This window comes from Urechidicola vernalis, from assembly GCF_031846385.1.
Taxonomy (GTDB): Bacteria; Bacteroidota; Bacteroidia; order Flavobacteriales; family Flavobacteriaceae; genus Urechidicola; species Urechidicola vernalis.
On sequence record NZ_JAVRHV010000001.1, the window covers coordinates 583308 to 599418 of the forward strand.

At 31.2% G+C, this 16111-nt stretch carries 10 protein-coding genes; 1 reads left to right on the forward strand and 9 read right to left on the reverse strand.

Annotated elements, in window-relative coordinates:
• Window positions 1-16: 16 nt before the first annotated feature.
• The 8 genes from RM519_RS02545 to RM519_RS02580 form a co-directional block, all read right to left on the reverse strand.
• Window positions 17-829 carry a GIY-YIG nuclease family protein gene (locus RM519_RS02545; protein WP_311591943.1) on the reverse strand — a complete coding sequence of 271 codons (813 nt, stop codon included), beginning with the start codon at window positions 827-829 and terminating at the stop codon, window positions 17-19.
• 9 nt (window positions 830-838) lie between these two features.
• Complete coding sequence (locus RM519_RS02550) at window positions 839-1174, reverse strand: hypothetical protein (RefSeq protein WP_311591944.1); 336 nt, start codon at window positions 1172-1174, stop codon at window positions 839-841.
• Window positions 1175-1194: 20 nt separating this feature from the next.
• On the reverse strand, window positions 1195-2343 hold the full coding sequence (locus tag RM519_RS02555) for a restriction endonuclease subunit S (RefSeq protein ID WP_311591945.1): 1149 nt from the start codon (window positions 2341-2343) through the stop codon (window positions 1195-1197).
• Window positions 2340-3794, reverse strand: coding sequence for a type I restriction-modification system subunit M (locus RM519_RS02560; RefSeq protein ID WP_311591947.1), 1455 nt, complete (start codon window positions 3792-3794; stop codon window positions 2340-2342). The genes RM519_RS02555 and RM519_RS02560 overlap by 4 nt, the downstream gene beginning before the upstream one ends.
• Window position 3795: 1 nt before the next feature.
• Entirely contained in the window at window positions 3796-5877 is a 2082-nt protein-coding gene (locus RM519_RS02565; RefSeq protein ID WP_311591948.1) for a GmrSD restriction endonuclease domain-containing protein, read from the reverse strand.
• Entirely contained in the window at window positions 5877-7358 is a 1482-nt protein-coding gene (locus tag RM519_RS02570; RefSeq protein ID WP_311591949.1) for a type I restriction-modification system subunit M, read from the reverse strand. Before RM519_RS02570 ends, RM519_RS02565 begins: the two co-directional genes overlap by 1 nt.
• A gap of 79 nt (window positions 7359-7437) precedes the next feature.
• A complete protein-coding gene (locus tag RM519_RS02575; protein ID WP_311591950.1) occupies window positions 7438-12069 on the reverse strand; it encodes a protein NO VEIN domain-containing protein in 4632 nt (1543 codons plus the stop codon).
• 82 nt (window positions 12070-12151) lie between these two features.
• Window positions 12152-13063 carry a metallophosphoesterase gene (locus tag RM519_RS02580; RefSeq protein WP_311591951.1) on the reverse strand — a complete coding sequence of 304 codons (912 nt, stop codon included), beginning with the start codon at window positions 13061-13063 and terminating at the stop codon, window positions 12152-12154.
• 1197 nt (window positions 13064-14260) lie between these two features.
• On the opposite strand from RM519_RS02580, the gene RM519_RS02585 reads away from it, so the two are divergent.
• Window positions 14261-14524: a hypothetical protein gene (locus tag RM519_RS02585; RefSeq protein ID WP_311591952.1), complete on the forward strand. Its 264-nt coding sequence runs from the start codon at window positions 14261-14263 to the stop codon at window positions 14522-14524.
• Between the two features lie 28 nt (window positions 14525-14552).
• Here the strand turns inward: RM519_RS02585 and RM519_RS02590 are convergent, their stop codons facing one another.
• Window positions 14553-16106 (reverse strand): L-serine ammonia-lyase, iron-sulfur-dependent, subunit alpha, encoded by a 1554-nt coding sequence (locus RM519_RS02590; RefSeq protein ID WP_311591953.1) that lies wholly within the window; start codon window positions 16104-16106, stop codon window positions 14553-14555.
• Window positions 16107-16111: the final 5 nt, after the last annotated feature.

Here is a 16111-nt window from a genome sequence, read left to right on the forward strand (position 1 = left end):
TTATTATTTAATCATTTTAACCTCTTGCAATCGTTTTACAGTTATTCCTTAGTTTAGATAATTCGAGTAATGCTCCTGGATTACCAGCAATATTTAGAAGGGGTAAATACTCTCTAATTAATCCACTTTCAATACTGTTTATTTCATTGTCAGTAGCAACCCAATTGACAATTAAATTATCATTGATCCAATGAATAATTTTAGCTTCGTTCTTTTGTGAAAACGTATAATTATTTTGATTCCTTTTACCAATTAATGAACCTTTTTCGGGAGTATAGCCTAATACAGCGCCTAGACTTCTAAAAAATGTTCCGTGTCCTTTTGCACGTAATTCTTGTCCTAAAAATCGTTTTTTTAAACTTTTAGATGCTATTCCTATATAAACTATGTTATGATCTCTTTCTTTAAGAACCTTACTAAATGAATCTACAAGCGTTCCAGGATTTGAAATTCTAATACAATACAAACCGGGTGAATCTGGTACGCTATTTTCTATTATACTGGCTTGTTTAAAATTTTTCTCATTCATCAGCACTTTAACTAATAAGTTAGTGTTCTGATCAATTGAATCTATACTGGTCTTCTTTTGTTGAATTTGAGCATTTATTTTCTGAACTCCAGTTTTGCTCTTTAGGGATATTAATGTTCCTTCTTTTTTAAAAAGATGAGGGTAATTTTTTACACGAGCACCTATCTGACTACTTTTTATTGCCGAACCATCTTTTTTTGAATACAATTTTATTTTGTTTAATTCATTAGCAATTCCCGAGGGAGACATGGCTACTTTAGTATTTAATAATATTTGTGTAATTGCTCCGTGTAAGGTCATGTTTCTATTTTAGAATGAAATTTTTTCTTTGATATAAGGTTTAAAACTAAAATTGGAGCCACCAGATTTCACATCTTTCAAATACATAAATGTTTTATTAGATGAAATCTCCAGATCCACAGCATTTTTATCTTCTCTAATTTTAAACGGCATTCCTTTGGTAAAACCTTTTGGTAATACAACCCAAAGTGCTTGGTTGTTGTCATTGAGTAATAAATGCACGTCTTCTGTAAATTTATGTACTGAAACATTAAACCACCACACCTCTTTGGATTTGTTTATTTTTGAATAAGCAGTATTACTCACACGCAAACCAGCCTTGTATTGTTGGTTAATGTATTTCATAAGTTCCTTTTTATCCATACCTAAAAAACTTGATTGATTAAACTTTTTTGAAGAGATTTTGAACTGATTATTTTTTTCGAAAGTAGTTCAGTCGCATTAAGAATAGAATTGAGTTTGTTAGAATTATCTTTCAATTCGGCATCTTGAGGAATTATACACTTTAAGGTTGACAATGTATCTTTATTTATTGCTTTAAATGTTGAACCAGTACTGTTTTTTTCTAATTCAAGTCGGGCATATTTTAAGAAATTAAAAAAGTAATTCCTCAAATCTTCATTTTCTATATAAATCCCAGCTAGCCCACGTCCAATACAATATTCTCTATCAGCAATGTTTAAGTCACCAACAGGAGCACGCACTGAGATTAGGATTGTATCCTTTTTAACAACTTTTCCAGGCGCTGTTGTATATTTAATATGGGTTGGATTTTTTGCTCCAAATTCTGCATTACCCTGTAAAAAAGGCATTCCCACTCCATTTTCATTATAAGTGCTACCCTTTGGAGACTGGCCCATAATTAAATCACCAATGTTTTTTAATTCCAATTGATTTCCAACTCCTTCGGAAAAAATTGATTTGGAGTATGATAAGAACAATTGTTCCTCAAAGGACAAAACCTCTTTCTCCCTCTCAATCACCTCATCCATAGCCCAAAGTAATTTGGCCAGTTGGGCTTGTTGGTCTTTGGGTGGGAGGAGGAATTCTTGTTTCGCTAGAACTTTCCAATTTATAGTAGGTGAAAGTGAACCAACGGAAATTTCAATAGCTCTTTGCCAAAATTTTTCAGACATCATAAAGAATGGTAGAAAGTCTTGGTTAACATTTTCAGATTTTGGTCGTAATACCAAGGAATGAGCTGATGCAACTGCATCGAAATCAGCAATAGCTACTCTTTTTAAATATGAATTACGTTTGGCAAAAATTAAATCACCTTTGTAAATTTTTAGTTTATTACCAATTAGCGATTCTGTTTCACCATACCTTCGAATCTTTAATGAACCTGTATCTAAATGCTTTAATCCAATATAATGATCTAGTCCAGAGTCTTTCGGAACAACCTTTTCTACAATATTCTCAACAAGATCAGAAAATTTCCACTTAATCCATTTAGATCTATCAATCTTACCATCTATAATTTCTGTTATTTTATTGTCCATTACTTCACTCATAGAATATTAAATAATTGGTTCATAGATTCTTTTAATTCCTTGCTAGAAGCAGTCCATTGTGAATAGGCTTCAGAGGGTTCAAGTATTATCTCTTGATTCGCACTTTTAACATAAAGAGGTATGTTAAGGCTTGCATCTTTTTTAAGTATTTCATCAATATCGGCCAAATAAGTGAAATGCTCTTTTGTTTCAAAAATTTCGTAAGCATTATGAATTTTCGAGATATGCTCTGGCATCAAATAACTAATCGTTTTTTCTCTTTTCAATTCCTCCCTAGCATCAATAAAAATGACTTTTCCTTTTCTATCTTCTCTTTTGTTATTATTCGTTATTAAAAGACAAGACTCCATAATTGAGTTGTAGAAAAGGTTTTTACCCAAGGCAATAACACCTTCTACCAAATCCTCTTCAATCATCTTTTTACGCATTTCTCGCTCAGAATCCCTAAATAGCACTCCATACGGCCATAGAACACATGAGCGTCCATTATTAGTATTTAAACTCTTTTGGATATGTTGTTGAAACGCATAATCAGCACATCCTTGAGGTGGTACTCCCCAAAGGTTACGGCCGTATGGGTCGTTGGTAAATGCTTTCTGGTCCCACGCCTTAATAGAGTATGGTGGGTTGGCCAAAATAATATTGAACTTCTTTAATGCATCATTATGTAAAAATGCTGGTTGCGCTAAGGTATCACCACGTACAATACTAAACTCCTCTATACCGTGCATAAACATGTTCATACGTGCTATGGCAGAAGTAATGAGGTTAATTTCTTGTCCGTATAATTTAAGCGTTCTATATTCTTTGCCTTCATCCTTTAAATGCAAGGCACAGTTCAACAACAAACCGCCAGAACCACAAGTAGGGTCGTACACAGATTCTCCTGGTTGTGGGTCCATTATTTTAGTCATCAGAGTAACTACAGTTCTATTGGTATAGAACTCAGCTGCTGTATGTCCGCTATCATCTGCAAATTCTTTAATTAAGTATTCATAAGCGTTTCCAAGTTTATCATCCGGAATATTGCTTAAACTTAATTTGTGTTGTGAGTAATGCTCAATCAGATTAATAAGCGTTTCATCACTCAATCGGTTTTTGTTGGTCCAAGAAGCATCGCCAAAGATTCCGTATAAGGTATCTGGGTTCGCTTTTTCAATGGCTCTCATGGCATCTTGTAATGCTACACCTACATTTACGGTGGTTTCTCTTACGTCATTCCAATGCGCTCCTTCAGGTACTTGAAAGTGATGGTGCTCTGCAAATGCAGCGTATTCTACATCATTATCACTCTCTGCTAAGGCATTTTCAAATTCTTCATCGTACACATCACAAATGCGCTTAAAGAACATGAGTGGAAATATATATTGCTTATAATCTCCTGCATCGATAGTTCCACGTAATTGGGTTGCTGCTCCCCAGAGATATTTTTCTAATTCTTTTTGGGTCATGTTATTCGTTATCGTCTAATAATTCAACTTTTTTCATATATGGTCTAACAATAGAAGTAAACCATAAAATGGCTGCTTCTCCATCTTTAATAGTAGCATCAGTTACATCTCTACTGTGTCTTATAGAATTTCTTAATTCAGCTATTTGATTGAAGCGCACTTCTAGGGTGCCCTTACTACCAAATATTTCTTGAAATGATGGATATGCTGGTTTAGATACTATAACATCTTTATATTCCTGCATATCTAAAAAATCCATTCGCCTTCTTAGATCATGGAACTGGTTTTTATCTTCCCCTGGGTTCTTTCCTAGCCAATTCTTAATTCTTCCATTAACCTTAACTTTAATATGGTCAGGTACCAACTCTTGATAGGCATCTAGTTCACTGGCTAATTCAAGACGATCTGAGATAATGTTACGCAGTAATATTTCAATTTTTTCTATTTCTTCATCATAATGTTGAAGATCTTGGTTTTTAACATCCTTAGAAAAATCTTCATAAAAAGATTTTAAAAATTTGTTAATACCATCAGTTAATTTTTTTCTTCTACGCTCAAGAAACAATTCATAATTATCCAAAGTGTACAGTGAAGCATCTGTTGGTACAAATTGTTTTCTTAATTGTTCAGGATCAATACTTGGTAGGTATTCTGAAGGATCTCCATCTAATATTTTTATATTAGATTTTTGAGTAATAAAAGCAATGTTCGATATTTCATTAACCATGGCTTTATGAATAGAACTACTTGAATTATATTTTTTATACAAAAAAGCTTTTGGGAAAATATGATGTCTTTCCAACTTGTTATTATAACCTACGCTTTTTGAATAAAGACTCATAACGGGGTTGGTCCAGTCTTTTGCATTTTGCGCTCTTACAGAACTATAGAATAAATTATAAATTCTACTTCTAACACCCTGCATGGTTAGATCCTCTGGTCTTAAATATAAATTTGTGCCCCTAAATAAGTGCATTTCTTCAATTAACGCATCAATAGTATTATGCTTTTTGATGGCATTCATATCTTTTTCTAAAAAAGATTCTGATGAGCCACTAAATCTACCCCAAAGCAGTGCAGTGTACATCCAATAAATTGCTTTGTTAGCTTCTTCTTCTGATTTAAATTGACCACCATTCTTTTTTAAATAATATCCTAATACGTAATAAACATATAAAGATCCAAAACTGTCTGAAGAATCTATAAATGCTTTATCTCTTAAAATATTCATTAAATAAGAAAGGATTTTTTTAATCTCTTTCCATTCTTCTTCAAATTTTTCAGGTGTTACTTTCCCTATTTCATCCGAATATAAGCCACGTTCTGTAGTAAAAATGTTTATTAAACGAGTGTAATTTCTAAAACTAAAGTCATAATTATATTTTGAAAATTCTTCAGATGCTTCTCTAAATTTATCTTTTGCTTCCGGCCAATTCGAGGTTATAATTGCTAATGCTAAATCGGACTCATTTAGTGTTGTACCCGTTTTGTTTACTAAATTAAAGATCTCAACAACTTTATCTAATTCAGAAATGGTAATTTCCTTAATGTAGTAACCATAATCTTGAATGGCTCCTAATTTATTCAGTGTAACAATCTTACTTAAATAGTAATTTTTAGCATCATCATCAAGTGTTTGAATATGATTGATAAAGGTACTCACTCCACCTTTACTTAAAAAGTCAGAAACATTAATCCATTCTGGATTATTACTCATCTTTTTCTGCATGAAATACTCAAATTCTTCACTTTCAAGATTAAAATATAAATCTGTTCTCAACGAAACACCTTCATACCAATCAGGTGTTTCTCCTCTAAAAATGGTGTAAATTGTTGTTAATCGTTGTTGACCATCTAATATTAACTGATGAAAAACAGAATTTGTATCAGTCATAGTCCCTCTAATTTTAGAAGGATCTTTAGTTTTCCATATTAAAAATGAACCTGATGGATATCCCAAATATAAAGAGTTAAAAAAACCTTTTACCTGCTTACTATTCCAAACAAATCCTCTTTGAAATTCAGGTATTTTGTATTCTCCATTATCAATTGAATGTAAAATTTCTGATATTTTCTTTTCCATTAGATAAACTCTTTTAATATTCTATTAAATTCTTTTTCCGCCTTTAAACTCTCATTCCATGCAGTCTTTAAATCGGCTAGGGCTTCTTCTACTGAGGGTAAATTATCTTCAATAATTTTTTCTACATACAACGGAATGTTGAGATTGTAATCGTTTTCTTCTAAGTCAGTCTTAGAAGCGACTTTTACATAATTCTCAATATCTTCATAACCTTGGAACCAGTCGAAAATTTGATTTACATGATCAGGTTCTAAGAAATTTTGTGCTCTTCCAACACGTACTTGATCGGAAGCGTCAATAAATAATACCTTGCCTTTTTTAGCGGATTCTTTGTTTTGTTTGAACACCATTACACATGCCGCCAATTGCGTACCATAGAAAATATTTGGTCCCAAACCAATTACAGCCTCTAGCATATCTTGTTCTAATAATGCCTTTCTAATTTTTCCCTCAGCACCCTTTCTAAATAGTGCTCCATGAGGTAATACAACCGTCATTCGACCTGTACTATTCATAGATTTAATCATGTGTTGTACCCAGGCCATATCTCCATTTCCTTTCGGTGGTACTCCTGCTATATTTCTTCCAAAGGGGTCATTGGCCCAATTTTCTGCTCCCCATTCTTTTAATGAGAAAGGAGGGTTGGCAATTACACAATCAAAAGTTTTTAATCCATCTGCTTCAAAGAAGGCTGGATCTCTCAATGTGTCACCTCTATGAATTTGAAAGTCTTCTATTCCATGCAAGAACATGTTCATTCTGGCAATAGAACTAGACGTCAAGTTCTTTTCTTGTCCGAAAAGTTTAAGCGTTCTATAATCTTCTTTGTTATCTTTTAAATGATCAACACATTCTAATAACATACCCCCTGTTCCACAAGCAGGATCATAAATGGTTTCTCCTTCATGCGGATCTAAGATTAAGCCTAATAAATGTACTACGGAACGAGGAGTATAAAACTCACCCGCTTTTTTATTGGTTAAATCTGCAAAGTGCTTGATGAGGTATTCATAAGAATTACCTAAAAGGTCGGAATCTACGTTGCTATTGCATAAATCGTATTGCGAAAAATGCTCAATTAAATCAATCAATAATCGATCTGAAAGTTTGTTTTTATTACTCCATTGCGCATCGCCAAAAATGCCATATAAAAATTCTTGGTTGGCTTGTTCAATTCCACGTAATGCCGTTTCAATTGCCAATCCAACATTGGTTGTTGTTTCTCTAACATCTTTCCAATGGCAATCTTCTGGTATTTCGAAGCGATGAAATTCTGGTAAAGTTGCATATTCTTCATCTCCATCAGATTCGTCTAATGCGTTTCTGTACTCTTCATCATAGACATCAGATATTCTTTTGAAGAAAAGCAAAGGAAAAATATATACTTTAAAATCAGAAGCATCCACAGGTCCTTTTAAGATCCATGCCGCTTTTGACAAGTACTGTTCTAATTGTGATAAGTTTATTTTTGGTTTGGTCATTTTTAATAAATTTGGAAGTTTTAAAGATAGTTAACTGCTAAAACATAGACTCTGATAAACTCGAGATTTTTATAATTAATTATACTTCTTGAAACCTAATTTCGAAATTTTTGTAAATAGCTGTAAATTTTCTATTCGAAAAAAAATCTTCTCCATTTTCAAGAAGAAATAAATTACCTAAGTCTCTAATTCGTCTTTTGCCATTATTCATTGTTTGTGATACAAAAATTATTTTATAAAACTCACCTTCTTTAAGCGCTTTATTAATTTCATTTTTTGAAATTTCAAAAGATTCAGAATTATCGGACCTCCCTTTAACTTCAACATAATATTTATTCCCTTCAGAGTCAAGATATTCGATATCATAACCCAATCCATCATGCCCTTCAGGATTGTATCCGACATGTGTTTTAGGGATTTTACTGGCGTATTTTGAGGACCAAATGACATTTCTGTAACTAGCGTTTAATTTTTCAAATACAATCAACTCAGCGATTAAACCAATTTGCTTTTTATCGTTAACACTGGCTCCACCATCGAATCTATCGCCGCTTTTTCCGTTATTTTCATTTTTTTTGCTTGAATTTTTTACTTCAGTTTGATTCGTAGATATTATTTCTATATTGCTATTATCAATTGATGAGTATTGATTTAAAAAATCCGTCAATTCTTCTTCCGATTCAGGCTTATGTTTTTCTTCATTTTCTTTTAGCCAATCAACAAAACTGGTAATAAGATACTTGTTATTACTAAAATATAATAAACTTCTATTTTTATTAGATTCTAAAAATATTTCAAGATTTTCTTTAGAATACCGAATAGAAGTTAACTTTGATTTAAGCGCACTAAAATTTTTGTTATAGAGTTTTATAGAATTAAAATTTGATTGATTTTCAACTAAGTCATTCTCACTAAGGTTCAAAAAATAAAAATGATTTAGCTTTTCGATCAACAGTTTTTCAATATCTAAGTTGATTGAATCAATAGGTATGCTTAAATCCAAATATAGTTTATAATTATCTAAATAGTCCTGATATTTTGATTGTGATTCCACATCCTTTTTTGATAAGTAATTGTGCAAAATAGAGTCAAACTTATTTTCAAAATTGTTTTTTTGTTTTCTTAATCTTTTTTGATAATAATCTCTGAAATCAATCTTTGGAAAGATGTTTTCATTTAATATTTTAAAGAGTAATGATATATCATTTAATAATTTTGTGAGTAAAATAATATTTCCTTGGTCACTCGTATCATGAAAATTAAATTCAGATTGAATTTTGTCAATTAAGTTCATTTCAATTTTAAGAGATTTAGAAAGAATTTGAAAATTAATATATTTTCCGTTGAAGATGTTTTTGATGTCATTAATCTCTTTTGCATAAAGAATTGATTTCCAAAACTTCTGACTTGGTGTTAAAAATGAAGTATTTAATTTATTTCTAATTTCTTCAATTCGCTCTTCAAATATCTCATAGTCATCCAGAAATTCATTTTTTTCAGAAGAATTAAGGAATCTAAAAATTTCAGGTTTAAATCGTAACAAATCTCTACTGAGTAGGTTTACAAACAACTCATTCAACACTTCAGCAATTTGCTTATTCTTACTTGAACTATAAGATTTTGATAGGTGAATATCTAAATTTGAATCTAAATCAACAAAATGATCTACAGGAATAATAAGTTCCTGTGGACTGCCATCAACTAAAATTTTAATCTCCAGTTTACTACAAACAAAAATACGAATTTGAGCAATTTTCTCGAAAAATCCATCAATATTTGAGTCTAAGGAAGATTCTAAAATTGCCAAGCACTCCGGTAAATATTCCAAATAATTTAATAATGTACTTGTTTGAGTTATTTCAGACTCTATTAATTCTTTATTAATAGAATTTGAAAATCGTCTTCCAATTCTCGCCGCAATTTTTCCGAATGTATTTTTATCTCTTTTTGTAAAATGAGGCTGAACTTTTTCTTTAATAGCAATTGGAAGTATATCGTAATTTGCTTTGTCATCAATATAATAAACCTGTTTTGCCTTTTTCCAATATCGTACCTTAGTTGTTTCATCAATACTTAAAAAGTATTCATTCTCTAAATCGCTAACACTATCAGTTTGATTATTTATAAAATAAAAATCGACTAACTTTCCTAGAACTCTATTGTAGAAATTTATAAAATCTTTCTCTTCTGGAATATTAGTTTCATATTTTTTATGAATGAAATCTAATATCTGGATAAAATCATCAATTGAATCTCCATCAAAATGAAGTAAACCTATCGCTTTTATAAAATCTTTATTATTATAATAATTAATGGGAAATAATTTTATAAAACGACCAATTACTTGATTGTGCCCCTGGCTGTAATCAAGTAAGTTTATACCTATAATTTTAACTATTTGAAAAGAAGATTCTTCACCGCTAAAAACAATCCAACTTTCTTCCCTCAAACTTTCAATAAATCCACTCAATAATATTGATTGTTGACCATTTGTGTTACGTGTATAACTTTGATTGTTGAAGTATTTTAGATCTGGAATTATACTTGAAGTAATAAAAGAATTATAAATACTCCAATTATTAAGAACTGAATTCGTAAACCAGTGATTATATTTAATTGGTAAATCTAATACTCTATCATTCTTTATATAAAAAGGGCGAGAAACTAATCCTGATAAATTAACTAACAATTTCTCTCTATTTCCATTTGATTTTACTAATTCCGTTTCTGAAATGTATATTGCAGGTATTTCCCATACACCAAAGGTTTTTAAAAAATCTTGCTTACAAACTTGACTACTTTTAGTTCCTTCCCATTTTAATTTTTCGGAATCGATAAATTTTCCGTCTGGATATAATTTTAATAAATTATTGGTTTCAAAATATATTGGATTAAAAAGAGGAGATAACCAATCTTTGCTATTTTTAATCGGCAAAATAATTTTCTCTTTAATTTCTAGTTCAGATTTAGAATCAAATGGATATAAGTTATAAAGAGCATTTAGCAAATCCGAATTTGGTACATGAACTTTATCAAAAAGGCCCAAAAGTCTTCTTACAAGTTCATAAGTATTGAATTCAGCTATTCCTGTCCGGCTTCTTCCTTCTCTAAAATCTCTAATTATTATTTCTTTATGAATAAAATGAATTTGCTTTTTTATGCTTAATGACAATTTGAGAGGCTTTCTTTTTCCACCACCATAAAATACATATTCTTCACTTGATACTAATCTCCAGTTAGATGTAAGCAAAACTTTCTTTCCTATTATATTTAACCCTTCGTGAGCACTTACATAATTATATAGATTTTGAAAAAAATTAATATTTTTCAATTTCGCTTGTCTCTTACATTCTCTTTCTATTTCATTAGAAATATCTTGAAAAGTTAAATATTTAACTGCAAACTCATTTCGAAGCCATTCTATAACTTCGTTATCATCAGTAAATATTAATTGCTTTCCACCTAGAATTCCGTTAGGAAAAAGCCCTTTATCAAAGCCATCTGCAACGATAACATCGTCTGGTCTAAAATATTTTTTGTTTCGATTATCATAAATAAATTTTTGATTTTTTAATTCATAAACTAACGAATTATATAAATGATTAATTTTTGCATCCTCATTCCGCTTGAAACAAAAAATACTTGTTGTATTACTCCTAGTTTTCTTTAGTTTCCTAAGCACCTCTGTAGCAATAAAATGACCAATGGAAGAAAGTAGAAAATCATTAAGTTTTGAGTCTCTCAAAGCAGTTCGTTCAGGGTTCACAATAAAATAACTGTGAATTATAAACCTAAAACCAGAACTAATTTGTAAAGGATAATAAAGGTACAGTTTAGCCTCATCAATTATCTTTATACGATTACTCTCAGTAAGTTCCAAAACAATATTTATATCAATTTCAGAATTGCTTTCAAAAATCTCTTTTTCTTTTCCTTCTAAAGATGAAAGAATTTCTTCTGGAATAGTTATTTTTTTATTTGGAGAAAAATATTTGTATTTATTGATGAGTAATTCATTTTCTCTTACCTCAATTATATGTTTCTTTAAGTTCTTAGATAACGAAAATTTAGTTAATGATTTAAAATGCAATAATCTAATATTTCCTAAAAGAATTAGTTGTTTAGGACGAATTTCGGAAAACGCTTCAATAATTTGATTTTCAGAAATATTTTCTTTTAGAGGTAGTTTAATTTTAGTTACAATGTTATTTTTAATTTCTGAATTTGAAAGTTTTTGATCCTTAAAGTGAGGAAAATAAAAAAGAGGTGTTTTTTCTTCTTTCAAATTTGTTCCATTGTATTTTTTAAGAGTTAATTTTCTGTCAAAGTAAATTGAACCATATTTGGTTTGGATACATGGAGATTGAGATATCTCTTGAATTGATTTAAAACCGATTCCTTTAAACCCTATATACTCTTGACTTTGCTTTGTGCTTTCTCCAATTGTCGTAATTCCCTCTATTCCTTTTGCACTAAATTCTGCGCCCGTGTTAGATATAGAGAGTACGTTTTCCTTTAATTCAATATAGATTTCACCATCTTGATTTATCTCTTTATTAGCATCTCGTACATTTTGTATCAGTTCAAAAAAGTATCGTCCTTCATATGCTTGTTGTAAATATTTTTCAGCTTCCGCAATTGCACTTAAGCCTCTAATGGGTGTTCGTTTAGAATCTTCAAATAGTTTGTTTGCGGTTTTTTTAAGGTTCATTTATTAGTTCTGATTTTTGTTTCTACCACTTAAGAATCATTATCATATGTACGCCTCTGTTATATGACGCTAAATGATTCTTCTAAACATATACTAAATTTTTTTTATCCAAAAATTTTTCTCCATTAAGTTGGTATGCTACAAGCTTTCCATGTTTAGCAACACTATAGTCTAGGCAGCAGATATTGTCTTTGTATAGGGATGGCTCACCTTTTAACCAATAATGCCCGAAAAACACTTTCTTGTCATCATCACGGTAAAAGTTAAGAGATTTTAATTCAGATAATTCAATCGGTTGTTCAGGTAAATTTTCAATGGGCAAAACGCTTATTGACTTATAGGTCATTTTTGAAGGATCTTCCCACCATTTTAGTCGTATTTCATTTCTTCTTGTACCATCTTTGTCAGTAAAATAAAGTCCATTTGGCATGCTCAATTCTTTACCCTTTAGGGTTTCTTCAATTGCTACATTCAATTCAGTTCCTTCTTTCACGGATTGATAAATAAGTTCATCTGTTAATCGGTCATTTACCAATGTCTTTTTTAGATATTCTATATTATTATTATCCCAACAAGCATGAACAGCCTTGAATGAGTCAGTCTCAATATAAAGAGGTAGCGTTTTGAACCAATCCAAATACTCTTCATATTCTTTTTGTCTATTCTGAAATTGTTTGAGAGTTTCGTAATGTTGAACAATATTTTTAATTGAATGTTTTCGAAGTTGTCCTCCTCTAATATCATGGAGATGGAAACACAGAGCATTGTATTCATGATTCCCCATTAAAGCAATTGCATTCTCACTCTTAACCATTGATTTAACAATATTAAGTGTTTCCCTAATTTTAGGCCCTCTGTCAATATAATCACCAACGAATAAAACTTTTCTGTTATGATGGGAATAAACACCCTCCCTTTTTTTATAATGCAACTTCAGAAGCAACTCTTCTAATTTGTCAGCGTGCCCATGGATGTCTCCAATTATATCAATCATAATCTAATGTTATTTTATAAATCATTTATTTAAGAGTTTTCCCTGCCAAAAAGCAATAATGTTATCGCACTTTGGGCATTCTAAATCACCAATGATATGGTCTTCACTAAAGTCGCCATGCTCCAATTTTTCTCCTATTCCCTGCCAACTACATTTTGCACAATTAAAGTCTTGAGTCTTGTAAGTGTCATAATCTACTTGCATAATTTCTTTTTTTGACTAATTCTCCACTATTTAAATTTCAAAATTGCTTGCTTGAAAGTTAAATTCTAGTACTTCAAATTCTTGATAAAGTTCAAAAGTGTCATATGTTTCTATGAATTTTATTGGTTGTTCAAAATACTTAAAACGGTTAGGTACAGTATTTATTAAAAGCTTTTTAATGGTCCTAATCCAGCTTCTATCCTCATTTCATTTCTAACTTTATCAACTCTTTTTGAAAATTATTGTTAAAGTTCTCTTTTTTTGTCATATCTCTTTAATTTCTTATTGTGCCTAACTATTGGATATCATCAACATTGATGATATATTTCTTATCTAATTAATTCAAAGTTTGTTAAATCAGAACACATCTGAATAACCTAACGCTAAGGGTTTATCGTCACTTTCAATAACAATACAAGTCAAAATCAACGGAAAGAGTTCTATTGCTGTCGGTTCAATTTAAATTATTTATGTGGCATAAAAAAACAACTTTTGCCATTTTTTATTCATGACTTTTATCACTTACTTAAATTTAATCTATTACAAGTTTCAAAATCTTCAAATTATTAAAATTTTCTGATAAAAAAATCACGGTTTTCCGTGATTTTTACACTTCACGGAAAACCGTGAGTAATCCACATATTTAAACGTTAATCAAATACTAAGTACTTGTTAATGTTTAGTTAAAGCCTCTATTAACATGAAACATTTAATAATTGGTGTCGTCTATTAAGTATCAAATAAAAACAACAAATAAAATATTTAGTTATGAAATCAGTATACAATACACCAACAGCAGCAAGAAAGTTTAGTTATTTTACAAACTTTAAAAACAGTAAAAGAATTACTTGGACAGAACAACGAAACTTTAGTTGTTGAGAACCTATATTATAATAATGGAAAAAGCCTGATAGTTAACTATTGGGCTTTTTTTTATTCATAATGCTAAAATCATAGGCAACCATTAAAGGATAAACAACTTAATTTTGCCTTATGCAATACTCTAAATATTTTGGATTAATAACCAAGGAAAATGGCACTCTAAACTTGTCAAAAAATCAGTTTCAAAGACTAATGAATATAGTTTTTATTGAAGGGGTTATCAACGGAATGAATAAAGCAAAGGAAACATACAAGGGTACTGAAAAATATTACCGATATGATACTTTAATTTTTAAACATAGTATGAAACTTTCTGACTTTACTGGTAATTTACCACCGGAAAGATTACTCAAAGAAATGTTTAAACTCAACTAAATTTTTTATTCTATTTAAGTTTTATAAACTAGCAACTAATTTTAACATGTCCTTTCACTAATTCATTTTCGATTTTTTGTGCTGTTGGTGTCATGGCCAAACCTCCAAGTCCAGTACAACAATGTTGATGTGGCATGGCTTTTCCAACCTTATTCATCGCTTCAACAACCTCATCAAATGGAATAAGATGCTTGTAATCTGCCAGCGCCATATTAGCACTTGACAATGCATTACTAGCTGCCATTACATTTTTCCCTAAACAAGGAGCCTCTACCCTATTTCCTATTGGATCGCAGATTATGCCTAGCGCATTTTGCAATGCAATTGACGCAGCACCAACTGCTTGATTTAAACTACCTTTCGCAAAGGTTACCAATGCAGCGGCAGCCATACTCCCGGCAGAGCCTGTTTCTGCCATACAACCAGCCTCTTCAGCAGCGAACGTAGATCCTTTAGCTATAAACACACCTATAATACCAGCAGCAAACAATGCTTTTACAATTTCATCATCGCTATAATTCATCACTCTTGCAGCACCAATTACAGTTCCTGGTAAGGTTCCGCAAGAACCTGCAGTAGGAGCGGCAACAATGATACCCATACTACTCTTAACCTCCATCATGGCGGTGGTCGCTAAAATTATTTCATTGGTTAATGGATTACCTAAAAGACCACCTGACTTAATTTTATTTTGAAATCCAGGAGCTTGACTTGGTAATATCCGGTCGTCATAACTCGTCCCTTCAATTCCAATGGAGACTGCATTTTTAAAAATATCAACCAGATTAAGCATCATCTTATACAAATGCTCTTCTGAAAATCCACTTCTAGAAGCCTCATATCTTAATGCTAATTGCCATAAACTTAAATCGTGAATCTCATTATATGCTTCCATTTCTTCACAAGTGGTAAATGGCATATTAGCTTCTACTCCTAAAATCGGAAGCACTGGATCTAAAACCTTAACCGTAATTACTCCTTCAGTCGATTTTAATTCAGCAATAAAATTTGATGCAAATTTCTCTGTACTTTTTAATTTATAAAATGGTTTGTTTCCATTATAAAACTTTGAATCATTTAATATTTTAACACCTTCTGAACTGAAATCTGCATCCACATATACCAATACTTCATAAAAATCGCCAAACATTGTTACATCGGCTCCATCTATTTTAACAACCTCAATCATTCCGCCTCCTGTTGATAAGGCCGTCATTTGATGCTCTTCAAGTTCATTGCTAATAGCAAGTTTGTAGGTGTTTGCATGTGTTGCTCCATAACTTACATAACGCACTTCAATTTCAATCCCTGCATCTTCTATATGCTGCTCATAATCCATTAAGCGTTCATCTGTAGGATCCCAACCTAGAAATCCACCAGCAATCCCCATATCTGTTCCTTGGCTTTTATGAGTAGTAACTAAAGAACCGTTAGGGTCATATTCCACCAACAAATTCTTAATATTATTATCCATTAGTTGTCGAACCAATCTACCAATTCGGAGCGCTGCTGCACTATGCGAACTCGATGGTCCACGCATTACGGGACCTAAAACATCATTAAAAATACTTGGAAGACTCATATTGC